The organism is Paraburkholderia sp. CI3, from assembly GCF_050436505.1.
GTDB classification, from domain to species: Bacteria; Pseudomonadota; Gammaproteobacteria; order Burkholderiales; family Burkholderiaceae; genus Paraburkholderia; species Paraburkholderia tuberum.
In genome coordinates, this window is record NZ_JBNDMI010000004.1 from 433,910 (window position 1) to 459,480 (window position 25,571).

Consider the following 25,571-nt stretch of genomic DNA (forward strand, 5'->3'; position numbering starts at 1 on the left):
ACGAGTGCAAGGCCTTCCTTGCCGACTCCACAGAGGGGGAAAAGGCCAATCTCCAGGAATACCTGCCAGCCGCGTGCCGGGCGCTATTCCGAGTTCGGGCGAACCCGCCGCTTCGTCGAGCCCGACACTTAGCGATGCCGGTCAAATGCCTGCGCTAAATTCGGCGAGCTTGCCGAGCGCTGACCAGTCGAGATCTTCCCAACCGCGAGCGACAGCAGCTACCAGACGGTCACGAACGACGCTTGCAACTGGCATCGGCACTGAAAGCTGTTCCGCTTCCGCCAAAGCGAGACGCAGATCTTTGACCGCCAGCGGCAAAGTCATACCGGGTGGCGAATATCGTTGTTCGACGATCTTTCTTCCGTATGCCTTATGCACTTTTCCATCAAAGAGGGACTCCGTGAAGACGGAGAACGCGACCTTGGGGTCAACGCCTGCCTTATGCAGAAAGGCCAGCACTTCACCCATACTCTGCAACGTGGCCGCCGTCAGCGCATTGCCGGCGAGCTTGAACGTGTTGGCTAACTCAGGGTTTTGCCCAACATTGAAAATGCGTTGCCCTAGCCGATCAAGTAAAGGAAGCGATCGCTCCACATACTCATCGGGGCCCGCAGCGAGAATGTACAGCTTCCGGGCGGCAGCGAGGTCTGGGTTCCCAAGGACGGGGGCTGCAACGTAGCCTTGCCCCAGACGGGAGTGGCGCTCCGACGCCCGGCGTGACGCGTCAGGGCTTATCGTGCTCATTGAAATGTGGATTGCATGCGTATCGAGCACATTGGCCAATGATATCGAGACCGAGTCGGTCGCTTCATCGTCAGGCACCATGCTAATGACGATTTCGCAGTGGGCGAGATCAATCCACTTCATTGCAGCCTTGGCCCCCGCTGCCTCTAGAGCGGCTACGTTATTCCCACACTTGCTGAAGATGACCGTTTCATAGCCGTCGTCCAGCAGATTTCGGGCGAATGCAGTTCCCATGCGCCCGAGACCTACAATGCCGACACGGGTTGGCTGTGGCGCTGTACCTTGCTTGCTGGTACTCCGGTCTAAAGCGCTTGCGTCTGAATTTCGTGTGGAGGTCGTCATCATTATTCAATGAAGGTGTATCACCGGACACCATTGCACGCGCGTAACTCGCCCGGTCTCGGGGAGCGTGCGAAACAGCGGTGCTGCGTAGTCACGTGCAGAATAGCTGTCGCATGCATGGTGCGGAAGGACCTAATGGGGAACTCTGCTTTGCGCACAGGGGTATGCCGCAATGGCGTCTGCGCATCTGGCGATGCGTGCGCCGGGCATCGGGTGTCGCGTTTGTCCGGGCCCCACTGTGCTTGCAGTGGATCGTTGGGGCGCCGCGGCGAAGAACTGCGTCCGTTTGCGGGGCAGTAACGGCTGTTTTGCCGGTGTTTTAGCGTTACCGTCCTTGGCATCGATGTCTCGCGCGCCGGTGCGGCCCGCCGTGTCGGCATCTACAGCAGACGCGACTGTGACCGCTCGAAGTGGTCTGCACAGCGCGCCATTCGCTTTTGAGGATAGGGCCGCCAGAATTCGCGGCGGTCATGCTGCTCGCGGAGATTGACCCGGGGCGGAGCTTGTCAACCCGCATGGGTCACCGCCGGGCCGTTCAGCTTTCCCAGTAGCCTTCCTGACCGAATATCGCTGCGTAGAAGTCGAGAAACGCCCGTACCTTTGATGACACAGTCTTTTTGGGGGGATAAACGCCCCATACCGCAGGCGCCGCGCGCGTAGGTTGCGCTTCCCACTCAGGAAGGATCTGCACCAGCTTGCCTTTCCGGAAAGCGGGGCCGATGGCCCAGGTGGGTAGCAGGGCTATGCCGCGGCCGGCAATGGCGAGATCCAGTACCGCTTCGGTATCGTTGACACGCAAGCGGCTCTGGAGTCGTACAGATACTTCTTGAGGAACCGTGCGATGCGTGCGGTTGACGAAATACCATGTGTCGTCTGTCGACAGGGGCATGCGTAGCGTCGTGTGGCTTGCAAGTTCCTCCGGAGACGCTGGGGTGCCGTGCTGTGCCAGATAGGCCGGGCTCGAACATACAATCCTTCGATGTACTGCCAGTTGCCGCGCCATCAATTGCGAATCCGGGAGAACACCAATTCTGATCGCGAGGTCGATGCCCGAATCAATGATGTTCAGGACGTCGTCGGTGACGACCGCATCGATATCGATTTTGGGGTAGCGATCCATGAAATCCGGCAGATGGCGTATCACATGTCTGCGCCCAAATGATGTCGGCATCGTAACGCGCAGGAGCCCGCGCGGGGACGTGTTGAGTGAGGCTGTGATTTCGCGTGCTTCGTCCAGGCTCTTGATGACGATGAGCGCGTGTTCCCTGAAGACCCGTCCCCCTTCGGTGGTCACCAGGCCTCGCGTCGATCGATTGAACAGCGCGATTCCCAGATCCTGTTCCAGTTCGTTGATATAGCGCGAAACGGTAGACGTCTTAATCCCGACTTTATCTGCCGCCTTGCTGAAACTTCCGAGCTCCGCCGCATGAAGAAAAGCGCGTATTGCAGAGAAGTAGTCCATGGTCCGCTTCCGGGATAGCTAGTCGAGGTTGTTGCCCAATGCCTGCCGCACTCTCGAGCCATGCATGCAGCTCGGGCAATCGCCTGGGGGGGCTGAATATTCTACTGTACCGGGCGTGAGCTGATGGTACGAATGGCAACGCGCTCTGAACACATGGACGCGGGTTGCCTGTTTTGGGCTCCACGCAAGGTTTAAGTCGCGAGCTGCAACGGGAAGGACAGGGCCTGGCACCCTTGTCGGAGAAGCAACCGAAGGACTGGTGTATCCGCTAGGTTGCCGGCTCGCCTTCGCGCTCTTTCACGACGATGGTGCGCCGCAGCGTCCACAGTTCCATTAACTGGCGCAGCAATTCATACTCGATGGGACGCAGCCGAATGTCACGTGGAATACCTGGTGGCGCGTCGGTGCTCGTGTGTGCCTGTGCGTGGATCTTGTCGATAGCGGTGCAGAGAACATCGCGCAACGGTGCACTTCCTTCCGTCGGAATTGGGGAGTTCCGGACAACGGCTGCCGTTCCCAGAATGCGCCGTAGCAGCGAGAGCGTCGCAACGGTCTTGCGTCGCTGAGGCGTGCGGCTTGGCCAACTGCGTCGATAGATCTCCTCGGCGTGCGTGCTTGCGAGGCCCGCGGTGCGCCGTAGCGACTCGATCTCACCGTCGCATCGATGCGAAATTCCTGCCGCAGCGGCCAGATACGCGAGGTTGGCTTCGACCGCGTATTCAACGGCGTCGCCGGGACTTTCGCCGCCTTTCGCTGACCAGACGATCCAGGTAGCGAGCACTGCGGCCAGACAGCCGAGCAGGTTGTTTCCGAGTCGGTCGAGTGCGTACATGAACTCGTTCGCCGGCTTGGCGAAATCGGCGACCAGCACGAACGACGGGGTAAGGAACACGACATACAAGCTATAGCTGACGCGCCGTAGTCCCATCGTAAGGCACACCAGCGGGAAGACGACCAACGAGATCGCAAGCGGGCTGTGAATAATAAGCCCGATTACCGCGGCGAGCGCGGCGCCAGCCGCACTTCCGGCCGCGCGTTCCAGGCTTCTGGACAGCGTCGTGCCGCTAGCGGGTTGCAGCACGAACAGTGTCGCCATGGTTGCCCAATAACCAAACGGAATGTGAAAGCTTCGCACGACGACGAACGCGGACGTCGTCGCCAGGCAAAGCCGCGCTGCGTGGCGCAGGCCGGGCGAACCGGGCCGCAGGTTCGCCCGCAGCGTTTTGAGCGCGTTGCGCGTGGTGCCGAGCGTGGCGCGCCACCAGTCCTGTTCCGTTGCTGCGGGCGGATAGCGCTGCGCGTTGACTGACAAAAGGCGGATGGAGAGCGAATGATCCATGGCCTGTTCGAGTCGCCGGGCGATTGTCGGCAGGCGCGCCCGCAGTTGATACGGGAATGGCGAAAGCGGCTTTTCAAGGACCAACGCGATGCGGGCAAGCACTTCTGCGAGCATGCCGAGGCAGCGTGCGAGCCGTACTGCGCGGTCTCGCCCAAGCCGGCACGGAGCGTTTCCGGGAATCAACGCATTGTCGGCCGCCGTTGAGACGACGATCAGGGTGACGAGGATCTGGTCGGCGTCGTCGAGGGCGAGTTGCAGATCGCCGAACAGCTCGCGTCCTTCTACGCGCGAATGGGGCAAACTGATCAGCGCTTTGCGTGCCGCTTCCAGCGACTGCCGGACCATTGCACGAAATTCGGTCGCGTGCCGCGTCCAATCGGCGCGCGTGGCGACGGGATCAGTGGCCAGCGAGGCAATATCGCGTGCCGAATCGGACAGACGCTGATACACGAGCCGGACGGCATAACGGCTTGGCCCGAACGGGTGAATGCGCCAGATGCTAAAGCTGAGGACAGTCGCCACGAGGCAACCGCTCAGGTAGATACCGAGTAGCGGTGCACCGCCGCTGATGCTGTGCATCGGACTGTCCACCATGACGATGCAGGTGGTCGCCGTCACGAGCGCTAGCTGGTAGGCGGCGGGCGACCAGATGGAGGCAAGCCCGGCGCAGAACGAGACGGCTAGCACCGCGGCGCAGGCCGCGAATGCGCCCGCGCCTGAGGCAAGCGCTGTCAGGCCGCCGCACACGGTGGAGAGCATGGCGAATCCCATCATCGACGCGAAGCGGCGGCGCGACGAACCAGCCGCGTCGGCGAGGCACGTCCAGAACGCGCCGATCGCGGCCCAGGAGAAAAGAGGGTTATGCAAAATCTGTCCGACGAGCAGCATCGCGGTCGACGCGCTAGCTGCCCGGAGGCCCTCGGACAGGCTTGCTTCCTCGATGGCGAAAGAAACCATCCACGCGGGGCGCTGACGCGCGAGGGTGCGAAAGAAGGTCTGCTTTCGATGCGCCAGGCGACGAAAGATAGAAAGGATCACGCGACGCTCCTCTTCACTGATGGCGACGCGCACACGTCGTGGCGAAGACAAGGCGAGCGTACCAGATGCCGCAGGTGTCAGGCCTAACGGACGACAACGGCTATGTGTTCTCGGCCAACCGATGCGCGTTTATCGCGAGGTTTCAATTGTGGGGGAATAGCAGGGCCGAAGTTATCCCCTTTTTGCAAAGGTGATTCTTGGTGCGCGCGATTCTAGCCACGAAAATTTGCTCCTATAGTGACATCAACTTGTTGCGCAACGCCCTATCTCACGCGCATAAGTGTGCCGTTCTTCACTAGCCCACTTTCTGGAGGTATTCCATGCTGGACAAAACCGTAGCTTCAACGCTTGAGTTCAATGATGAAGTGACTCAAGGCGCTCAATACTTCGAATACACTTCGTCGGCCAATCCGATCGGCGCGAAGCTGATTTCGCGAGTTCCGTATCGTTCTTTCCTGACTTCGCTTTACGACAGCGGTCCGACGCGTGTAGTGCCGCTTGACCTGTCTGCTGAACTGCGTTGCGAGGGCCCCGCTACCGGTCCTGGGCTGATCGCCAACTTCGTGCGTATTCTCGCAGGCGAGAAGGTTTCATTGAACCCGAACGCGACTTCGCAGGTTTTTTACGTTCTGGAAGGCTCGGGCGCCGTAGTACAGCCAAAGACTTCATTCCAGTTCGCCAAGGGGGATTTTTTTGCGCTTCCCGGTGGCGCAGAAGCAGTGCTGACGGCTGACTCGACCGCGCGGCTCTACTACGTCAACGATGCGCCGTTGCTCGCCTATCTGGGTGCGGACGTCGGGCAAGCGCGCTTTTCGCCGACGCTTTACCCCGCAGTCCGCGCGGAAGAGGAACTGCTGAAGGTCGCTGGAGCACCGGGCGCTGGTCAGCGCAGTCGCGTCAGCATTCTGCTTGGCAACGCGAAATTTCCGCAGACTCGCACGGTGACCCACACCATGTGGGCAATGTTTGGCGTTATTGCGCCGAACACGGTGCAAAAGCCACACCGCCACCAGTCGATCGCGCTCGACTTCATTTCGGAGTGCAAGCCCGGTTGCTATACGCTGGTCGGAACGGAACTGGATGAGCAGGGCAACATCGTCAACCCGGAGCGCGTCGACTGGGAACCAGGCATGGCTTTCGTCACGCCGCCGGGCTACTGGCACGCACACTTCAATGAGTCCGGAGAAAACGGCTACGTGATCCCAATCCAGGACGCGGGTCTTCAGACGTATCTGCGTTCGCTGGATATCCAGTTCGCACATTGATTGCGCACCGGGTGCTTTGCTCCGGGTTGCGTGTGCGCGTCTTGACGGAACAAGGCGGTCAGCGTTTCATCGCAACAGACGCAGCGCACGCGGTCTCTGGATTCGAGGTGTCGCGGCACGCGATGTGCCGTTGGCAGAAATTGCTCACCGCAAAGCATCCGGAACAACCGACGACACGAGGGGGCTAACCAGCCCAAAGTCTGGCGGAGACCAAAAGTCTCCGCCTTTTCGCTGCACCCGGGTTTCGTCGAGCAATCGCAAGGGCGTCCTTATGCCGTGAAGCCGGCTTTCGTAATTCAAATTTCCAACGGTGAACTGGTCCATATCGTATGACCGTGGGATCCTCCGGCAACCGGCAGCTAAGCACCATCTACGTACCGAGCTTTTTCTCACGCCACGCTAGTTCAACAACGGCTCTGGATGGGCCGCTTCGGTCACGGGCTCGTCCGGCTGGACGTTGAGCACGCGCATCGCTGCCTGCGCAATCTCGGCGAACGCAGGTCCTGAAACGTCACCGCCATAGTGCTTCGCGCCTTTGGGCTTGTCGATCGAAACAGCAATCACGAGCCTCGGGTTTCTGATCGGAATAACCCCTACGAACGATGCGCGGTAGGCGTTCCTCTCATATCCGTGGCGGGTGGCGGTATAGGCCGTTCCTGTCTTTCCCCCGACGCTGTATCCAGGGATTTCGGCCTGAGGAGCAGTACCGCCTTTCGCCACCACACTCTCCAGCATTACCCTGACTTCATCCGTTGTGTGCTCTGTGAAAATCTGCGTACCTTTGACGGACGCTTCGTCCGTCTTGTACAGCGAAAGCGGCACGAGCCTGCCGTTGTTCGCGAAGACCGTGTAGGCGTGCGCGAGCTGGATTAGCGATACGGACACGCCGTATCCGTAGGACATCGTCGCCTGCTCGATGCGATGCCACTTTCGCCACGGTCTCACGATGCCGACACCAGCGCCGGGGAAACCGAGGTCTGGGGCGTGCCCGAATCCGAGGGCAGTGTACATCTTCCATATTTCCTCGGGCTTCATCGTTAGGGCTATCTTCGTTGCGCCGATATTGCTTGACTTCTGGATAACCCCAGCAACAGTCAAAGCGCCGAAATTTGCGTCGTCCGTGATGGTGGCTCCGTCCAAGGAGAACGTTCGGTTCGTCTCCACGAGCGAATCAGGCGAAACCCGGCGCAGGTCGAGAGCGAGTGAGACCGTAAACGGTTTCATTATCGAACCCGGTTCGAATACGTCCGGAGCTAGCGTCAAGACTGGTGTATAGGCAATTTGATGAGCAGGGACTTCAGGCGGCGAGTTTCTGCTGAACCGGTTGATCGTCTTTCACCGGTTCGCCATCCCTGAAGGCAATGCCTTCCAGCAACAGCTTGATCTTTTCGGGCCCGTTGACGCGGCGCCAGGTTTTCTCGGCTTCCTCGATCAGCTTGAATGCCAGACCAAGGAAGGTTGGTCGCGACACACAGTTGCGCGTGCGCGTCGTACGGTGTCGCACCGTCGCGAACGTCGACTCAATCGCATTCGTGGTCCGCAAATGCTGCCAGTGCTCAGCCGGGAAGTCGTAAAACGCCAGCAGGCTTTCCCGGTCCTTCTTCAACGTTGCCGTTGCCTTCGGATATTTCGCCGCGTAGACCGTCACGAAACGATCAAACGCGGCATACGCGTCGGCGCGCGTGGCGGCCATCCAGATCGCCTGCAGATCTGCCTTAGCTCTGCCTTGCTGCGACTTCGGCAGCATGTTCAGGACGTTGCCCATCTTGTGGAACCAGCAGCGCTGGCCGCGCGTTGCAGGAAACACTTCCTCCAGTGCGGCCCAGAAGCCCATCGCGCCATCGCCGACGGCAAGCAGCGGCCCAGCCTGCAGGCCTCTCGATTTCAGGTCGAGCAGCAACTCCTGCCATGACGCCTTCGACTCGCGATACCCGTCACCGATCGCCACACGCTCCTTGCGTCCATCCGGCCTCACGCCGATGATCACCAGCAGACATTGACCGTCCGAGTTCTCGCTGCGCAGCCCGGTGTGAATGCCGTCGACCCACCAATATACGTAGCGCGATTTCGACAGATCGCGTCGGCTCCAGCTCGCATGCTCGTCGGCCCACTGCGCCTTCACACGGCTCACCACATTGGCCGACAGGCCTTTGGCGTCGTCACCGAGCAACACGCTCAGCGCTTCGCTCATGTCGCCCGTGGAGATGCCTTTCAGATAAAGCCATGGCAGCGCGGCACTCACGCGCGGCGACTTCCTCACATACGGCGGCACAATCGACGAATTGAACTTCACACCTGATCCTGAGCGATCGCGAACCTTCGGCACCTTCACGGCAATCGGGCCGGCCGCCGTCAACACCTCGCGCTCCGGCAAATAGCCGTTGCGCACCACGGCGCGCTGCCCATGCAGGGTCTTGACGTTCTCGAACCGCTCCAGCAGCGACGCGAGCTCCGCTTCGATCGCCTGCTGGATCACCTGCCGCGCTCCATGACGCACCAACTCGTCCAGTCCCAGACCGACTTCCGATAGACCTACAACCGCTTTTTCCGTAAACTTCTTCATGGTGGATGGTTTGTTGTTTGCTGGGTTCCGACTTCGACAATCAGATTCTCAGCTAAAACCTCCACCGCCTTCAATCTCCCGCGTCAACTCCCCGTACACCAGAATCGAGCTTAGCTCATACGTCCGTCACCACACGGTTACGCAACGCAGGCCCTCGTAGCAAGGAACGATCGTTCGGGTCGTAGCTCGGATAATTTGCGAGAGCCAGAATCTCGCCGGTATGGCCATCGACGACAACTGCGGAGCCGGCCTGCGCGTTGCTATTGATGACGGCTGAGCGCAGCGCGTTGAAGGCGCTGTACTGGATACTACCGTTGAGGGCAAGCTGGACGTCGACGCCAGGACGTGCAGCATTCACGTTCCCCAGATCTTCGACGACGTGTCCCACTCTATCGCGGATGACCAACTTGGTGCCGTCCACGGCCCCAAGCTTCGCGTCTTGGGCAAGCTCTACGCCCGTCTTCGCCCGCACCCGTGATGCCGGTAAAGCCGACCAGTTGTGCGGTGACTTCCTCTTCAGGGTATAGACGCTTGTACTCCGTGGTCTGGTAGATTCCCGGGATGCCTAGAGACTTGATTTTTGTCAGCCTCGCCAAGCGGCACTGATGCTTCAGGTAGACGAATGTTTTGTCCCTGTCGAATTGTGCGGTGATCTGCTGCGCAGGCATGTCGAGTAGCCGCGACAGCATCGCAAGTTTGCCGGGTTCAAGGTCTTCGGGAATTTCCTTAGGGTCGACCCAGATGGACTTCACGAGAACATTTGTAGCCAGCACCATCCCGTTCGTGTCTATTATCTTTCCGCGCTCAGCAGGAACGTCGATGATGTGTTCAACTCGCGAGGCGCCTTCCTTTTCATAGAACCTGCGGTCGATGACCTGAATCCAGAAGGCACGGGCCGCGCAGGACGCAAACGCAATCGACATGAATATCATCACTAGCGTCGACCGTCCGCGGGAAACGTTTGCCTTTACGAGTGGCGTTTGATTGAAAGTGACGTTTCGCGGCATCTAATAACTAGACGGTGTTAGGAACTTCGAAGTACTGGGATTGCATGGACAAGCATAAGCATGGCGAAGACGACAAAATGCAGACCTGCGAGTGTTTCGGGCAAGCGTTCGTAGTCACGTGCGAGGCGTCGAAAGCGGTTGAGCCATCCGAAGCTGCGCTCGACTACCCATCGACGTGGCAACAGCACGAAACCCTTTTTCGCTTCATCGAGCTTGACCACCTGGAGATCAATTCCCTGAGCGCGCGCGGCCTGCGCAGGAGCTTCGCCCGTGTAACCCTGATCGGCAAAGGCCACTTTCACGGTTTCTCCCGTTGCCTGCTGCACCTGGCGCGCCAGCTCTGCCACCTGTGCCCGCTCCTGCTCGTTGGCCGGTGTCACGTGTACGGCGAGCAACTGACCCAGCGTGTCGACCGCCATATGCACCTTGCTGCCACGCTTGCGCTTGTAGCCGTCATAGCCTGCGCGTGGACCGCTCTCACATGTCGATTGCATCGTACGGCCATCAAGGATCACCGCGCTGGGCTGCCCCTGCCGCCCCTGCGCGACACGGATGATCGAACGAAGATCGCTCACCATGCACTCGAAACAGCCGGCCGCCAGCCATCGTTGCGTCTGCTGGTACACGAGTTCCCACGGCGGAAAGTTGGTCGGCAGCATTCGCCACGCAGCCCCAGCGCGAGCCATCCAGCGCAACGCATTGAACATCTCGCGCAACTCGTATTTACGCTGTGGTGCACTCTCATCCATCAACGTCAGATACGCTGCTACGAAGCTCCATTCTTCGTCTGACACGTCTGTCGGGTAGGCCTTACGTTTCTCTCTTGTCATCCCTCCAGGGTACCAGGTTTTGACCGGAAGTTCCTAACACCGTCTAGTGAGTGTGATTTCCGAAACGATCGACGATCCGCTGGCACACTGGGAATTTCTTTGCTTGTGCTGTCGAAAGACGGATTCGGCAAAGAAGCGAGCGGGTGTGCGGAGTCAGAAAAATAAAAAAATCCGAAACCTACGGGGTTGGACGCGACAATACGTCGCTCGGATTGGGCATGTGGTTGGCGCCCCCACAGGCATTGCAAAAACTACGCTGATACCTGCGGGCTGCGCGAAACGACGAGCGGCGGGATCGAGAGAAAAACGATCCCGAGCGCGGATATAAGTAGGTTCATTTTCCCGGCCACGCTATACGAGGTCACACCGGCGACGCCACCCACGCAAAATGCTGCCATCGTCAGCGCTTTGGCTCTCAGTTCGTGGAAGTGCTCAACCTGATCAGACAGCTTATTCCTCTGAAGTGCATGAGCGAAGATAAGACCGAGTTTCACTCCGATATCGGTCGATGTGCCCGAAAAATGGGTAGTGCGCACCCGGAAATTGGAAACGACGGCGGCGGTTGCGTTCTGGCAACCCATGAGAAAACTCAGTCCGAAAATGAGCACCAGGCCGCTTGCAGTGTGAACCTTCACGTCTATAACTGCGAGAACCACAAGCGACACGGCTTCCGCCATGAAGATGATCGCGCACGCGTGCGCCCGGTTACCTGCACCGCGAAACTCCAGAAGAAGCGCAGAAAGCATCGCTCCGACAATGAAGAGCACGATGATCACGAGGAGTGAGAGCCCCGAACGCGGGTCGCCTGTGGCGATCCTGTCTGCCAATGACGTCACATTGCCAGTCATGTTGCCCGAGAAAATACCCGCGACACAAAAGCCCGTCGCATTGAGAAAGCCGGCGACTGCCGCGAGCGACCAGGCCAAACGCAGTTCGTGACGTGACGACAGGACGGTTTGGTCTGGAGGCATTTGCTGGGGATCCCTGTTTCTGGCGTGGTGACGTATCGATCCGCGATGCTCGGAAAGAGACCAGATGTTTTCCGCCTTGGCTTGTGTTCATGTGCATCAAGCATGACAGCGGACACGCAAAGGATACCGATGTGACTCACGTCACAAGAAGCTCTCTGCCGGGAAATCAGATTTGCGGGAAAGGGTCCACCTCGACGGCCCGCCTGTAGAAGTGCATGCAGGTCATTAGGCCATCAAACATGGCGGCGTGGGTTTTGTGACATGGCGCTTGGGGAGGCAGAACACGTTGCGGCTTCCATGCCCGTCGCCAGCGTCGTGTGTGATAGGGGAGCTGCTGCAGTCGCATGTGGTTGGGAGGATCTCGACTGGACAGCGTTGGTACACTCGCCGAATTTGGCGCCGGTACTTAAGCTTTAGCATCCTTGCGAATACTTCAGCGGGTGCTTTTCGGCGGTCCTCGGGCCAGTGAGTCCGAAAACGCTCTTCCTAACTATTCGGGGATGAGCTACACGTTAGGCTTGGGCGTGGCGTCAACGGGGGCATTTTTCCCCTTGGTATCAGCATCGCTCGGCTGGATAGCGGTGTTTCTCTCCGGAAGCGATACGTCGGGCAATGCGCCATTTGGCAACTTGCAGGTCGTGGCAGCCCGACAATTGGGGCTTGATCCAGTCTTGATGGCGGCAACCAATTCATCCGGCGGGGTGATGGGTAAGATGATTTCGCCGCAAAACATCGCGACTGGCGTTTCAACGACGGAATTGAAGGGGAAGGAAGGCATCGTTTTCGCACGGACCTTCTGGCATAGCGTATTTCTGACGTTCCTTCTTGGACTGCTCGTGATTCTGCAACAGCACGTGCTGTCATGGATGATCCCGACTTTGCATCATTAAGCTGGTACCGCCCCGGCAGACGGCTTTCCGCCCGCCGCAGGAGTGGCTGGTTTGCGATGCGGCTGACCTGCGATGGGTACTGAACGGCATTGGCATACTTCGGGTATGCCGTTCTCTTCCTTTGCATCCGCTATCAAGCCAAAGGTTGGCGATTACCAGGCCGGACGTCCGACTCTCGCCGCCAGTCATTCGATCTAGCCCGGCCGGCCCTGGCCACTGAGTCGTGAGCAATCGTAGACAGCCACTCCGAAACGTTTAAGCACCATCGTCCGCTGCGGCGGCGTCTTCCTCGAATGCGTGATTATGAGGGCCGCAATTCGCCCTGTATTGAGCGTAGTTGATCGATGTTGACGAGGACGTCGGCTACTTGAGAGCGGACTGAAACTTTCACTAACCGTCGATCTATTCAATACATTTAATATCGACTTATGTGATCTTTTCTGGCCTTATGCAAACTAAAACGCAGTAATAAAGTATCGATGAGGTGTAGTTCGTCCACGAAATAATTGAAGGATACGATCATGGCAAGGATGAGAGCGGTTGACGCCGCCGTTCTGGTGCTCGAAAAAGAAGGCATCGATACCGCGTTCGGCGTGCCGGGCGCCGCGATCAACCCGTTCTACTCGGCGATGCGCAAAGCCGGCGGCATCAGCCACGTGCTCGCGCGCCATGTGGAGGGCGCATCGCACATGGCCGAGGGCTACACCCGCGCGCAGCCGGGCAACATCGGCGTGTGCATCGGCACCTCGGGCCCCGCGGGCACCGACATGATCACCGGTTTGTACTCCGCGCAGGCCGACTCGATTCCTATTCTGGCTATCACAGGCCAGGCGCCGCGCGCGCGTCTGTACAAGGAAGACTTCCAGGCCGTCGATATCGAATCGATCGCCAAGCCCGTCACCAAGTGGGCCGTGACCGTGCGCGAGCCGGCGCTGGTGCCGCGTGTGTTCCAGCAGGCGTTCCATCTGATGCGCTCGGGCCGCCCGGGCCCGGTGCTGGTCGATCTGCCGATCGACGTGCAGCTCGCCGAAATCGAATTCGACATCGACACGTACGAGCCGCTGCCGGTCTACAAGCCGAAGGCGACCCGCAAGCAGATCGAGGCAGCGCTGACGCTGCTCAACGATGCCGACAAGCCGTTGATCGTGTCGGGCGGCGGCGTGCTGAACGCCGTGGCCGAGGACCTGCTCGTGAAGTTCGTCGAAACGCTCGGCGTGCCGGTGATCCCGACGCTGATGTCGTGGGGCGCGATTCCCGACGACCATCCGCTGATGGCCGGCATGGTCGGTCTGCAGACCTCGCATCGCTACGGCAACGCGACGATGCTCGCGTCCGACTTCGTGCTCGGCATCGGCAACCGCTGGGCCAACCGTCACACCGGCAGCGTCGATGTCTATACGAAGGGGCGCAAGTTCGTGCACGTCGATATTGAACCGACGCAGATCGGCCGCGTGTTCGGCCCGGATCTCGGCATCGTGTCGGACGCGAAGGCCGCGCTCGAACTGTTCGTCGAAGTCGCCAGCGAATGGAAGGCCGCGGGCAAGCTGAAGGATCGCGCCGCGTGGGTTGCCGATTGCCAGCAACGCAAGCGCACGATGCTGCGCAAGACGCACTTCGACAACGTGCCGATGAAGCCGCAGCGCGTCTACGAAGAGATGAACCAGGTGTTCGGCCGCGACACGTGCTACGTGAGCACGATCGGCCTGTCGCAGATCGCCGCCGCGCAATTCCTGCACGTGTACAAGGCGCGCAACTGGATCAACTGCGGCCAGGCCGGCCCGCTCGGCTGGACGATTCCGGCGGCGCTCGGCGTGCGCGCGGCCGACCCGCAACGGCCGATCGTCGCGCTGTCCGGCGACTACGACTTCCAGTTCATGATCGAGGAGCTCGCGGCCGGCGCGCAATTCAAGCTGCCGTATGTGCATGTCGTCGTGAACAACTCGTACCTCGGGCTGATTCGCCAGGCGCAGCGCGCGTTCGAAATGGACTACTGCGTGCAGCTCGGCTTCGAGAACATCAACTCGCCGGAGACGAACGGCTATGGCGTCGATCACGTGGCCGTCGCGGAAGGTCTCGGCTGCAAGGCGATTCGCGTGTTCAAGCCGGAAGAGTTGAAGCCGGCGCTGCAAAAAGCGCAGTCGATGCTCGCCGAGTTCAACGTGCCGGTGATCGTCGAAGTGATTCTCGAGCGCGTGACCAACATCTCGATGGGCACCGAGATCGACGCCATCAACGAGTTTGAAGAGCTCGCCGTGACACGTGCCGATGCGCCGAGCGCCGTCAGCCTGTTGGATTGAGTTCGACGGGGTATCAGCCGGGCGAACCTTCCGTTCGCCCGGGATCCGCTATACAACTGACCGACCAGAGAGAAAGGGACCATGCCGAAATTTGCAGCCAACTTGACCATGCTGTTCAACGAAGTCCCGTTCCTCGAGCGCTTCGCCGCGGCGGCAAATGTGGGCTTCAATGCGGTGGAGTTTCTCTTTCCGTACCCGTACAAGATTGCCGAACTGAGCGACCGTTTGCAGCAAAACCGCCTCAAGCTTGTGCTGCATAACCTGCCCGCCGGCGACTGGGATGCCGGAGAACGCGGCATCGCGTCACTGCCGGATCGCGTGAGCGAGTTCCAGGATGGCGTCGGCCGCGCGATCGAATACGCGAAAGCGCTGAAGGTGCCGCAACTGAACTGTCTGGTCGGCATTCGGAAGGGCGTGGACGCGGACAAGGCGCGTTCGACGATTGTTGACAACCTGCGCTTCGCCGCCACTGCGCTGAAGCTGGAGGGCATCAAGCTGCTCGTCGAGCCGTGCAACTCGTATGACATTCCAGGCTTCGCGTTGAACCGTTCGTCGGAAGCGTTGGACGTCATCCGCGCCACCGGCTCGGACAATCTCTTCCTGCAGTACGACATCTATCACATGCAGAGGACGGAAGGCGAGCTAGCGGCGACCATCAGGAAGAACCTGCCGTTGATCGCGCATATCCAGCTTACCGACAACCCGGGCCGCAACGAGCCCGGCACCGGCGAAATCAACTACCCGTTCCTGTTCGAATTCCTCGATTCGCTTGGCTATGGCGGCTACATTGGCTGCGAATACAAGCCGCACACGGCGACTGCAGAAGGCCTGGGCTGGCTGAAAAGCATCGACCGATCGTCCTATGCCAAATGAGCCTCATACCGCTATGAAGAACGAGCCACGCGAGTTGCTTAACAAAATGTTTTCGGCTGCTGTGGAAGCTGCTCAGCCGTCGCGATGTATAGCGCCGTTTCTGCCACCGCCGCCAAAGGGCAGGACGATTGTAATTGGCGCGGGAAAGGCATCGGCTTCGATGGCCAGTGCGCTCGAGAAGATTTGGCCTGGTGAACTGACGGGCATGGTGGTAACGCGATATGGGTACGCGGTCCAATGCGGCCGGATCGAGATAGTCGAAGCAGCGCATCCAGTTCCCGATATTAACGGCTTGCGCGGAACCCGGACCATCCTCGACCTGGTAAGCGGCCTGACCGAAGACGATCTCGTAATTTGCCTTATGTCTGGAGGTGCGTCATCGCTGCTGTCTTTGCCGCTTGATCCATTAACCTTGGAAGAAAAGAAGGATATCAACCGTGCGTTGCTTAATTCGGGCGCAGCGATTAGCGAAATCAACTGCGTTCGTCGCCACCTCTCGGCTGTAAAGGGAGGGCGTCTTGCTGCCGCATGTTATCCGGCGCAACTATTGACGCTGTTGATCTCGGATGTGCCCGGTGACTCGCCGGTCGATATCGGATCCGGCCCAACTGTTGCTGACCCATCGACCTGCGCGGACGCGTTGAACATTATCCGACGCTACGGCATTGCGATGCCACTGGCCGCCATGCAAATCCTGGAGAGCGGGGCGGGAGAATCGATAAAGCCGGGTAACCCCTCTTTGGCGAGTTCTGCTTATCAGATAATCACCGCCCCACAGATTGCGCTTGAGGCTGCGGCGGAGGTTGCGAAGGCAGCAGGAATTCCTTGCTACATATTGAGCGACCGGATAGAAGGTGAGGCACGAGATGTCGGGAAGGTCATGGCGGGAATTGCTCTCCAGGTCGCCCGACGTAATCAGCCCTTTAAGGCGCCCTCTATTTTGCTCTCCGGCGGCGAGACCACCGTCTCGGTGAAGGGCGACGGGCGTGGAGGACGAAATGTCGAATTCCTCTTGTCGCTAGCCATTGCCCTGGAGGGCGAAGATGGGGTGCATGCAATCGCCTGTGATACCGATGGTGTTGACGGTCGGGACGAGATAGCAGGGGCCTTTATCTCACCCAATACGTTAGACCGTGCCTGGAAGAGTGGGATGAACCCACAGGCGAGTCTTGATAACAACGACGGCCACACCTTTTTCGGAGGGCTTGGGAACTCGGTCATTTGTGGGCCGACGCTGACGAATGTGAATGACTTTCGCGCTGTTCTAGTACTTCCGAAAAGCGCTGACCATCAGCAGGAGAATTGAAATGAAGCGGTCTCGCAATGCAAAAATCGTCGCGACTCTTGGTCCGGCTAGCTCAGAAAGTGGAATGATCCAACGGCTATTCGATGCTGGCGTTGACGTCTTCAGGCTGAATTTCAGCCACGGGAGCCACGAAGACCACTTACAACGCCTTTCGGCCATCAGAAACCTCGAAAAGGAATCCGGTCGGCCGATCGGCGTCCTCCTGGATCTGCAGGGACCGAAGCTCCGGCTCGGAACGTTTCAGGCCGGAGCGGTCGAGCTTTCGGTCGGTCAAAAGTTTCGGCTCGACCTGGATCCGACAGCGGGCGATAGTGAACGCGCGCCTTTGCCGCACCCTGAAATTTTTGCAGCAATCGAAGCAGGCTCAGAGTTGTTGCTCGATGACGGCAAGGTGAAGCTGCGTGTAGAAGCGAAAGGTAGTGACTTTGCCGAAACCTCCGTCATCGTCGCAGGTCGGATAACGGACAGGAAGGGTGTCAACGTTCCAGGCGTGATGCTGCCTATATCGCCGCTTACCCGCAAGGATCGTGAGGACCTTTCGTTCGGGCTCGAGAACGGGGTCGACTGGGTTGCACTCTCATTCGTGCAGCGCCCGGAAGATATTGATGAAGCCCGTGCCATCATCGGCGATCGGGCGTGGATCATGGCGAAGCTTGAGAAGCCGCTTGCGATTGAGCATCTCGACGAAATCATTGAGCGTTGCGATGGGATTATGGTGGCACGGGGAGATCTTGGGGTCGAACTGCCTGCGGAACAGATCCCAGAATTGCAACGGCGAATCGTCCGGCGCTGTCGGGAAGCCGGAAAACCCGTCATCGTCGCAACGCAGATGCTCGAATCGATGACAAATTCGCCGATTCCAACGCGAGCGGAAACCTCGGACGTGGCGGGCGCTATTTACATAGGTGCGGACGCTGTCATGCTTTCCGCGGAATCGGCTAGTGGAAGATTTCCGTTGGACGCGGTATCTGTCATGAATCGGATCATTGAACGGGTCGAACGCGATCCCGAGTATCGAACCGGAATCGATGCGTCACATACCAAGGCGCAGTCAACAACGGCAGACGCAATTTGTTGCGCCTTGCGGCAAGTCGTTCGGATAATCGAGCCCGCAGTCACCGTGACGTACACATCGTCGGGATCCACGAGCCTTCGCGCGGCTAGAGAGCGGGTATCCACAGCGATTATAGCGATGACACCTTCGGTGGTTATCGCTCGCAGACTCGCCCTTGTCTGGGGTGTCCACGCGGTGCCGTTTAGAAACGCACACGACGTCGGCGAGATGATCGAACTCGCTTGCGAAGCGGCCGCGAGCGAAGGCTTTGCGCTTCAAGGTGATTCGGTGGTGATTGCCGCGGGATTGCCATTTGGGGAATCAGGGACTACCAATCTCCTGCAAATAGCCAAACTCGGTGCAATGGTGTGAGCATCAAGTTGGGTAACGGCACTCTTGGGTAACGGGACTATTTTGGTAGCGCACTGTTAAAAGTAATGTAATTAGCCCGTTACCCTCGGCAGTTTCAACTAAGCATCCGCAGCGGTCACTTTTTTGAAGGAACCATGGGCACCATCGTAGATATGATCGGTCGAGAGATTCTCGATTCGCGAGGCAACCCCACCGTCGAATGCGACGTGCTGCTCGAGTCGGGCACGATGGGCCGCGCCGCGGTGCCGTCGGGCGCGTCCACGGGTTCGCGCGAAGCGATCGAACTGCGCGACGGCGAGGCCGGCCGCTACGGCGGCAAGGGCGTGCTGAAGGCCGTCGAGCACATCAACACTGAAATGTCCGAAGCGATCATGGGCCTCGACGCTTCCGAGCAGGCTTTCCTCGACAAGACCCTGCTGGAACTCGACGGCACCGACAACAAGTCGCGCCTGGGCGCGAACGCGATGCTGGCCGTGTCGATGGCCGTTGCGAAGGCTGCCGCTGAAGAAGCCGGCCTGCCGCTGTACCGCTACTTCGGCGGCTCGGGCGCCATGCAACTGCCGGTGCCGATGATGAACATCGTCAACGGTGGCGCGCACGCGAACAACAGCCTGGACATCCAGAAATTCATGATCGTGCCGGTCAGCCAGCCGACCTTCCGCGAAGCACTGCGCTGCGGCGCCGAAGTGTTCCACGCGTTGAAGAAAATCCTGTCGGATCGCGGCATGAGCACGGCGGTGGGTGACGAAGGCGGCTTCGCGCCGAACTTCGGCAGCAACGACGAATGCCTGTCGACCATCCTGCAAGCAATCGAGAAAGCGGGCTACCGCGCCGGTGAAGACGTGCTGCTCGCGCTCGACTGCGCAGCCAGCGAGTTCTACCACGACGGCAAATACCAGCTGGCCGGCGAAGGCCTGCAACTGTCGTCGACGGAATTCGCGGACTATCTGGCGAACCTCGCCGACAAGTTCCCGATCGTGTCGATCGAAGACGGCATGCACGAAAGCGACTGGGCAGGCTGGAAGACGCTGACCGAGAAGCTCGGCAAGAAGGTGCAGCTGGTGGGCGACGACCTGTTCGTCACCAACACGCGCATCCTCAAGGAAGGCATCGAGAAGGGCATCGCGAACTCGATCCTGATCAAGATCAACCAGATCGGTACGCTGACGGAAACCTTCGCGGCCATTGAAATGGCGAAGCGCGCCGGCTACACGGCCGTGATCTCGCACCGTTCGGGCGAAACCGAAGATTCGACGATTGCGCATATCGCAGTCGGCCTGAACGCCGGTCAGATCAAGACCGGTTCGCTGTCGCGTTCGGACCGCATCTCGAAGTACAACCAGTTGCTGCGCATCGAGGAAGACCTCGGTGATATCGCCAGCTACCCAGGCAAGTCGGCGTTCTACAACTTGAGATAGTTGTGGGACACGTGACTTTAGGTCAGTTGCATGGCGCGCGACGCAACTCTCCGCATAGGAACCCAGAGCGGTTATTAAGAGTCCCCAACAGTGGTCGCTCAATGGGAGGGGCAGATAAACCACCGTCCATCATGGCAAGCGTGGCGAACTGCGCCGTAACCGTCCGACCATCGCCGTGTAGACGCCAGTCAGACGCAACGCCAGGCTTCCCCTCGGACACAAATGTCACTGTGTCCATCAGAGGAATCATGGGCACAGTGACCGAATCCGCTGAAGCGAAGGTCGCGCGGACGTATCGACGGCGTAACCGGATGAGAAACGCCGAATTGTCGAGGAGACGCTGTCCAGCGGTCGCTCAGTGGCGGAGATCGCGCGAGGCCATGAGGTGGATGCCAATCAGGTCTTCGACTGCGCAGACAATACCAAGGCCCTGAATCCGACCGCGCAGGACTGATGCCCCAATACGCAGGCGACACCGGCACCAAAACAGCCGGCGTTTTGCCGACGTCCGCTGACGATCACGCAAATAGTCGCGAAGCCGTTTGATAAGTTGATATCCGGCCGCCGGTAAGGTGACCCTGCGCACATCTGCCGGTCAGCACACTGCGGATGTCCATGTTCAACGGGACAGCGGGCAGCGGCGCCTGGTCTTCGCCCTTGATGGCCGGTGCCCGTGCGTACGCACATTACCGGGACGTAATCACCGGCCGGAGCGCTTGCCGGTATGATTTCATTGTCAACGCAAAGCGGAGCAACCGATGCGAATCCTGGTAATCGAGGACGAACTGAAAACAGCGGCGTATCTGAAGAAAGGTCTGGAGGAATCCGGCTACGCGGTCGATGTAGCCAACGACGGCCCGCAAGGGCTGATCCTCGCGCAGGAAGAAGAGTACGACGTGATCGTGCTCGACGTGATGCTGCCCGGCATGGACGGCTGGACCATCGTCAAGACCTTGCGCAGCACGCGAACCACACCGGTGCTGTTCCTCACCGCGCGCGACGACGTCGACGACCGGGTGCGCGGCCTCGAGCTCGGCGCAGACGATTACCTCGTCAAGCCCTTCGCCTTCGTCGAGCTGCTGGCCCGTGTGCGCACGCTGGCGCGCCGGGGGCCGCCGCGCGAAAGCGAACTGATCAAGGTGGGCGATCTGGAAATGGACGTGAACCGCCGTCGCGTGAAACGCGGTGGCACGCGTATCGATCTCACGCCGCGCGAGTTCTCGCTGCTGCAACTGCTCGCGCGCCGCCAGGGCGAAGTGTTGAGCCGCACGCAGATTGCGTCGTATGTGTGGGACATGAACTTCGACAGCGACACCAATGTCGTCGAAGTCGCGATCCGCCGCTTGCGCACCAAGATCGACGATAACTTTCCCGTCAAGCTGATTCATACGGTGCGCGGCGTTGGCTACGTGCTCGAACTGAAGGACGCCGCCTGATGCGCGGCCGATCGCTCGCCGCGACGCTCGCGCTTGCCTTCGGCGTCACTACGCTCGCGGTGTTCGTGCTCGTCGGGAGTTTTCTGTACCTCGCGCTGGAGAAGCAGATCAAGGCGCAGGACGATCTGGACATTGTGCTTGCCGCGCGCCATGCACGGCGGCTCGTTGAAGAACTCGATACGTCGGAAGGGATTCGCGAGCACGGCGACCGGTTAAGCAGCATCGTGCTGGGCAATGAAGCGATGTCGATGGAGGTATTCGGTCCCGATGGGCGCATGGCGATCGAGCACAACGCCGGAGAGACGTTTGCGGCGCAGGGCGGCGCGGCGAGCAGCGCTGCCTCGGCGGCCCCAAATGCGCCTGATGCTTCCGCTGCACCCAATGGAACGAGCGAAGCAGGCACGGCAAGCGACCTCCATGATCCAGGCGAGACCGCCGAAGCCGGCGGCGTCAAGACGATCGCCGCGCTGCCGCCGCTCACGCGCATTCCCGCTACGGCGCGCATCACCGACGTGGATATCGGCAACTGGACTGGCCGCAACGGCGCACCGATTCGCGGCATCCTCACGGACGCGCGGCTGCACAACGGCGATACGGCGACCGTGCTGATCGCGCGCAACATGAGCGACCGCTGGCGGCTGCTCGACCGCTATCGCGACAAGCTCAACCTGGCAGGCGCCGCCGGCGTGATTCTGGCGATGCTGCTGAGCTATCTGCTGATTCGTGCCGCGTTGCGGCCGCTACGCGATATCGCGGCGAGTGCGGGCCTCGTCACGGTCAATCGCCTGAATACGCGGATCACGGTGGCGCGCGTGCCGAGCGAACTTGAAGCACTGGTGAACGCGCTCAATGCCATGCTCGGACGGGTCGAACACGGCTTTCAACGTCTGTCGCGTTTCACCGCCGACCTTGCGCACGATATGCGTACACCGATTAGCAACATGCGCGGCGCTGCGGAAGTTGCGCTCGCTCGCCCTCGCTCTTCTGACGAATATGAATCCTTGCTCGCCTCGAATCTGGAAGAGTGCGACCGGCTCTCGCGAATGATCGAAAACGTGCTCTTCCTTGCACGCGCTGAGCATCCGCAGTTCGTCAAACACATGCGCAAATTCGATGCCGGTCAGGAACTGACGCGGATTGCCGAATACTTCGAGGGCATCGCCGACGATGCGAATGTCAGGGTGCAGGTCACCGGCGCGGCAACGTTGACGGCGGATCTTGAACTGTTTCGCCGCGCCGCCAGCAATCTGTTGGCCAATGCGATCCGCTATACGCCGACCGGCGGCGAGATCGCGCTCGACGTTCGCGCATCGGCCGATGCGGTGCGCGTAACCGTGTCGAACGAGGGGCGGCCGATCGCCGCCGAGCATCTCGAGCGGATTTTCGACCGTTTCTATCGCGTCGATCCGTCACGCAGTTCCTTGCCTTCGTCCGGTATGTCGCAAGGGTCCACAGGGTCGACGGGGCTCGGGCTTGCCATTGTCCGCACGATCATGGAGTTGCACGGCGGCACGGTGCATGCGGAGAGCGATGCGCAGAGCACGCGATTCGTTCTTACGTTCCGGCGGGTCTAGGGGTTGGCGCAGTCGGAGCTGTCGCGGCTGCTACATCCGGCATCGCTGCGGTGTCACTCTGCCCGTGCCACGTCCCACCCAGCGCCTTCAACAGCAGCACACTTGACTCCAACTGCCGTGCCGCAATCTGATCCGCGGTGCGCTCGTTCGTTAGTGCGATCGTCTGTGCCGTCACCACGTCGAGATAACTGACGGCTCCCGCATTGAAGCGGTTTGTCGTGAGCCGCAATGAAAGATCGGCGGCCGTAGTCGCGCGCTGCTGGCTGGTGGCTTCGTCGGCGAGCGAATGCAAGGCGGACAGATTGTCTTCGACCTGCTGGAAGGCCACCAACACCGACTGCCGGTAATCGGCGACCGCGCCGTCGTACTGCGCCGTCGCGCCATGCAGGCTGGCCGTGCGCTTGCCGCCGTCGAACAGCGTGCCGACCAGTTGCGGGCCGAGCGACCAGAACAAACTCGGCGCACTGAGCCACGGCGCAAAGAAGGTGCTCTCCAGCCCCGCGCTCGCCGACAGCACCAGGTCGGGGAAGAAAGCTGCGTGCGCCACGCCGATCTGTGCATTCGCCGACGCCACGCGCCGTTCGGCGGCGGCAATGTCGGGGCGCCGCTCGAGCAGTTGCGACGGCACGCCTACGGGAATCGCCGGCGGCGTCGCAGCCGAGCCGTTCGGCGGCAGCGTGAATGTCGAAGCCGGTTCGCCGATCAACGTGGCAATCGCATGCTGCATCTGCGCGCGCGTCACGTCGATATCGGTGTCCTGGGTGCGCGTCGCTTCGAGTTGGGTGGTGGCCTGAGCGACCGCGGAGGCATCGATCGCGCCGTCCTTCAGTTGCTGCTGCAGGAGCTTCAAGGCGGCGGCGTAGGCGGTCACGCTGTCGTCGAGCAGCTTCTTTTGCGTGTCGAGCGAGCGCAAGGCGAAATAGTCAACAGCAAGATCGGCGCTCATCGACAGGCGCACGGCTTCGAGGTCCGCTTCGCTAGCCTGGGCATCGGCCTTCGCGCCGGTCACGCTATCGCGCACCCGGCCGAACAGATCCGGCTCCCAGCTCGCCGAGACGCCGGCCGAATAGTCAGGCACGGTCTTGCCCGCGAGCGATTTGCCTTCGACGTTCTGCGAGGTCCGGAAGCGATCCTGTGCGGCACCGGCGGTGATGGTCGGGAAAAAACCCGCACGTTGATAGTCCACCATCGAACGCGCTTGCTGCACCTGCGCAACCGCCTTGCGCACGGTCTGATTCGAGACGTCGACGCGCGCTTCGAGTTGATTCAGCAACGGATCGTTGAAGATCGTCCACCACGGGCCACGGAGCGCTGTGTCAGCAGGCGCGGCCTGTGCCCAGCCGGGCGCCGCGCCCGCATATTGCGTTGGGATCTCGGCGGTCGGGCGCTGGTAAGGCGGCAGTGTCGAGCAGGCGCTCAGCAGCGCGCCGATCAGCGTGGCCACAATCGAACGGCGCAGCAACGGGCGTGAAAGAGAGATTGAATACATTCGACTCATCCTTTCGATCATTCGCGCTCAGCCGTGCGCGGCCGGCGCGACCTGCACGGCCTGCCCGGTACTCAGCGAATCGCCGGGGTTATCGATCACGCGGTCGGTCGCCGCGAGGCCCGTGGTGATTTCCACATGCGTGCCGAAATCGCGGCCGATGTGCACCGTCTTGAGCGCCGCACGACCATTGCCGTCGACCACGGCGACGGTCACGCCGTCGGGGCGGAAGAGCAGGGCACTGACTGGCAGGTCGAGCGCCGGTGTGGTCGATTGCAACTGCAGATGCACCTGCACGTAAGCGCCTGGCATCAACGCACCATCCTTGTTATCGACGTCGACCTCCACGCGCAACGTGCGGCTCGACGGATCGATTGAATCGGTTGTGCGCGCGACTTTTGCGGCAATGCGCCGCCCGGGATATTGCTGTGCGGTTAGATACACGCCGGTGTCGGGCGTCACGTAGGGCGCGTCGTTCTGCGGCACGTCGACGAATACGCGCAGCACGCCGGTCTGCTGGATATGAAACAGCTCGCCCGACATACCCGCCGTGCCGGGCGTGCCGCCCGCCGTCACCAGTGCGCCGACATCGACATGGCGCGCGGTGATCGTGCCGTCGAACGGTGCGGTGATCTTCTCGTACGACACCAGCTCGGCGAGATGCGCGACATTGGCCTGCGCCGACGCCAGCATCGCGCGACGCGCTTCCATGTCGCTGACTTTCGTATCCGCATCCTGTTGCGCGACCGATTGGGTTTTCAGCATCTCCTGCCAGCGTTGCGCTGTCGTTTTCGCGAAGTCGAAGTTGGCCTGGGCGGTGGCTTCGTCGGCGCGGGCCTGGCGCAGTTGGGCGTCCAGATCGGGCGCGTCGATCGTGGCGAGCGTCTGACCGCTTTTCACCTGGGCGCCGATGTCGGTGTTCCAGTGCGCCAGATACCCGCTCGTGCGCGCATAGATCGATGCTTCGGCGAACGGTGTCACCGCGCCTGGCAGCAGCAATTCGTTGACGGCCGGTGCGGGGCGCGGCGTGACCACGGACACGCTGAGCACGCTTTGCGCTTGCGTCTGTTGTGTCAGCGCGGCGCTTGCGTGTAGACGCGGCACGATGCCCACGATCAGTAACGCTGCGGCGAGGCCAGCCAATGCGAACGGCCACACGCGGCGACGCGGCTTCGGGCTTGTGGTCATGTCGGCTGAGCGTTCGGTTCCGGCGGCGGTGGGGTGCGAGTATTCGTTGCCGCTCGCGCGCTGAGCGGACGGAGCCGCTTGAACGGTCTCAGTGGCATGCGCGGTATCGGTGGCTC

General features: G+C 60.5%; 19 protein-coding genes and 2 pseudogenes. 10 read left to right on the forward strand and 11 right to left on the reverse strand.

Going from position 1 to position 25,571, the window contains the following annotated elements; all coding sequences use genetic code 11:
* Window positions 1-141: 141 nt before the first annotated feature.
* From OKW29_RS23480 to OKW29_RS23490, 3 genes are all read right to left on the reverse strand, one after another.
* On the reverse strand, window positions 142-1,089 hold the full coding sequence (locus OKW29_RS23480; protein ID WP_429292791.1) for an NAD(P)-dependent oxidoreductase: 948 nt from the start codon (window positions 1,087-1,089) through the stop codon (window positions 142-144).
* 532 nt (window positions 1,090-1,621) lie between these two features.
* Window positions 1,622-2,548, reverse strand: coding sequence for a LysR substrate-binding domain-containing protein (locus OKW29_RS23485; RefSeq protein WP_429292792.1), 927 nt, complete (start codon window positions 2,546-2,548; stop codon window positions 1,622-1,624).
* Between the two features lie 268 nt (window positions 2,549-2,816).
* Window positions 2,817-4,958: an FUSC family protein gene (locus OKW29_RS23490; protein WP_429292793.1), complete on the reverse strand. Its 2,142-nt coding sequence runs from the start codon at window positions 4,956-4,958 to the stop codon at window positions 2,817-2,819.
* A gap of 287 nt (window positions 4,959-5,245) precedes the next feature.
* On the opposite strand from OKW29_RS23490, the gene OKW29_RS23495 reads away from it, so the two are divergent.
* Window positions 5,246-6,190, forward strand: coding sequence for a cupin (locus tag OKW29_RS23495; RefSeq protein WP_187616210.1), 945 nt, complete (start codon window positions 5,246-5,248; stop codon window positions 6,188-6,190).
* A gap of 429 nt (window positions 6,191-6,619) precedes the next feature.
* Here OKW29_RS23495 and OKW29_RS23500 read toward each other — a convergent pair.
* The 6 genes and pseudogenes from OKW29_RS23500 to OKW29_RS23525 all read right to left on the reverse strand — a co-directional run.
* Window positions 6,620-7,438 (reverse strand): annotated as a pseudogene (locus OKW29_RS23500) (peptidoglycan D,D-transpeptidase FtsI family protein); the annotation flags it as partial.
* A gap of 49 nt (window positions 7,439-7,487) precedes the next feature.
* Window positions 7,488-8,753, reverse strand: a complete 1,266-nt coding sequence (locus OKW29_RS23505; protein WP_429292794.1) for an IS256 family transposase — start codon at window positions 8,751-8,753, stop codon at window positions 7,488-7,490.
* A gap of 115 nt (window positions 8,754-8,868) precedes the next feature.
* Window positions 8,869-9,174, reverse strand: coding sequence for a penicillin-binding transpeptidase domain-containing protein (locus OKW29_RS23510; RefSeq protein WP_429292795.1), 306 nt, complete (start codon window positions 9,172-9,174; stop codon window positions 8,869-8,871).
* Window positions 9,143-9,676, reverse strand: a complete 534-nt coding sequence (locus tag OKW29_RS23515; protein ID WP_429292796.1) for a hypothetical protein — start codon at window positions 9,674-9,676, stop codon at window positions 9,143-9,145. Before OKW29_RS23515 ends, OKW29_RS23510 begins: the two co-directional genes overlap by 32 nt.
* A 101-nt stretch (window positions 9,677-9,777) precedes the next feature.
* Window positions 9,778-10,590, reverse strand: coding sequence for an IS5 family transposase (locus OKW29_RS23520; protein ID WP_429292797.1), 813 nt, complete (start codon window positions 10,588-10,590; stop codon window positions 9,778-9,780).
* A 251-nt stretch (window positions 10,591-10,841) separates the two neighbouring features.
* Complete coding sequence (locus OKW29_RS23525; protein ID WP_429292798.1) at window positions 10,842-11,561, reverse strand: YoaK family protein; 720 nt, start codon at window positions 11,559-11,561, stop codon at window positions 10,842-10,844.
* A gap of 482 nt (window positions 11,562-12,043) precedes the next feature.
* Here OKW29_RS23525 and OKW29_RS23530 point away from each other — a divergent pair.
* The 9 genes and pseudogenes from OKW29_RS23530 to OKW29_RS23570 form a co-directional block, all read left to right on the forward strand.
* Window positions 12,044-12,451 (forward strand): annotated as a pseudogene (locus OKW29_RS23530) (L-lactate permease); the annotation flags it as partial.
* A gap of 521 nt (window positions 12,452-12,972) precedes the next feature.
* Entirely contained in the window at window positions 12,973-14,748 is a 1,776-nt protein-coding gene (gene gcl, locus OKW29_RS23535) for a glyoxylate carboligase (protein WP_429292799.1), read from the forward strand.
* 81 nt (window positions 14,749-14,829) lie between these two features.
* Complete coding sequence (gene hyi / locus OKW29_RS23540) at window positions 14,830-15,621, forward strand: hydroxypyruvate isomerase (RefSeq protein ID WP_429292800.1); 792 nt, start codon at window positions 14,830-14,832, stop codon at window positions 15,619-15,621.
* Window positions 15,611-16,927, forward strand: a complete 1,317-nt coding sequence (locus OKW29_RS23545) for a glycerate kinase type-2 family protein (RefSeq protein ID WP_429292801.1) — start codon at window positions 15,611-15,613, stop codon at window positions 16,925-16,927. The genes hyi and OKW29_RS23545 overlap by 11 nt, the downstream gene beginning before the upstream one ends.
* Before the next feature lies 1 nt (window position 16,928).
* Complete coding sequence (pyk, locus tag OKW29_RS23550; protein WP_429292802.1) at window positions 16,929-18,353, forward strand: pyruvate kinase; 1,425 nt, start codon at window positions 16,929-16,931, stop codon at window positions 18,351-18,353.
* 134 nt (window positions 18,354-18,487) lie between these two features.
* Window positions 18,488-19,771, forward strand: coding sequence for a phosphopyruvate hydratase (gene eno / locus OKW29_RS23555; protein WP_429292803.1), 1,284 nt, complete (start codon window positions 18,488-18,490; stop codon window positions 19,769-19,771).
* 325 nt (window positions 19,772-20,096) lie between these two features.
* Window positions 20,097-20,225: a hypothetical protein gene (locus tag OKW29_RS23560; protein WP_429294920.1), complete on the forward strand. Its 129-nt coding sequence runs from the start codon at window positions 20,097-20,099 to the stop codon at window positions 20,223-20,225.
* A gap of 304 nt (window positions 20,226-20,529) precedes the next feature.
* The gene (locus tag OKW29_RS23565) at window positions 20,530-21,207 is read left to right on the forward strand and encodes a heavy metal response regulator transcription factor (protein WP_121325038.1); all 678 of its coding nucleotides are present in this window, start codon (window positions 20,530-20,532) and stop codon (window positions 21,205-21,207) included.
* Entirely contained in the window at window positions 21,207-22,781 is a 1,575-nt protein-coding gene (locus OKW29_RS23570) for a heavy metal sensor histidine kinase (protein WP_429292804.1), read from the forward strand. Before OKW29_RS23565 ends, OKW29_RS23570 begins: the two co-directional genes overlap by 1 nt.
* Here OKW29_RS23570 and OKW29_RS23575 read toward each other — a convergent pair.
* Window positions 22,762-24,270 carry an efflux transporter outer membrane subunit gene (locus tag OKW29_RS23575; RefSeq protein ID WP_429292805.1) on the reverse strand — a complete coding sequence of 503 codons (1,509 nt, stop codon included), beginning with the start codon at window positions 24,268-24,270 and terminating at the stop codon, window positions 22,762-22,764. The genes OKW29_RS23570 and OKW29_RS23575 overlap by 20 nt on opposite strands.
* Window positions 24,271-24,297: 27 nt before the next feature.
* Window positions 24,298-25,455, reverse strand: coding sequence for an efflux RND transporter periplasmic adaptor subunit (locus OKW29_RS23580; RefSeq protein WP_429292806.1), 1,158 nt, complete (start codon window positions 25,453-25,455; stop codon window positions 24,298-24,300).
* Window positions 25,456-25,571 lie beyond the last annotated feature (116 nt).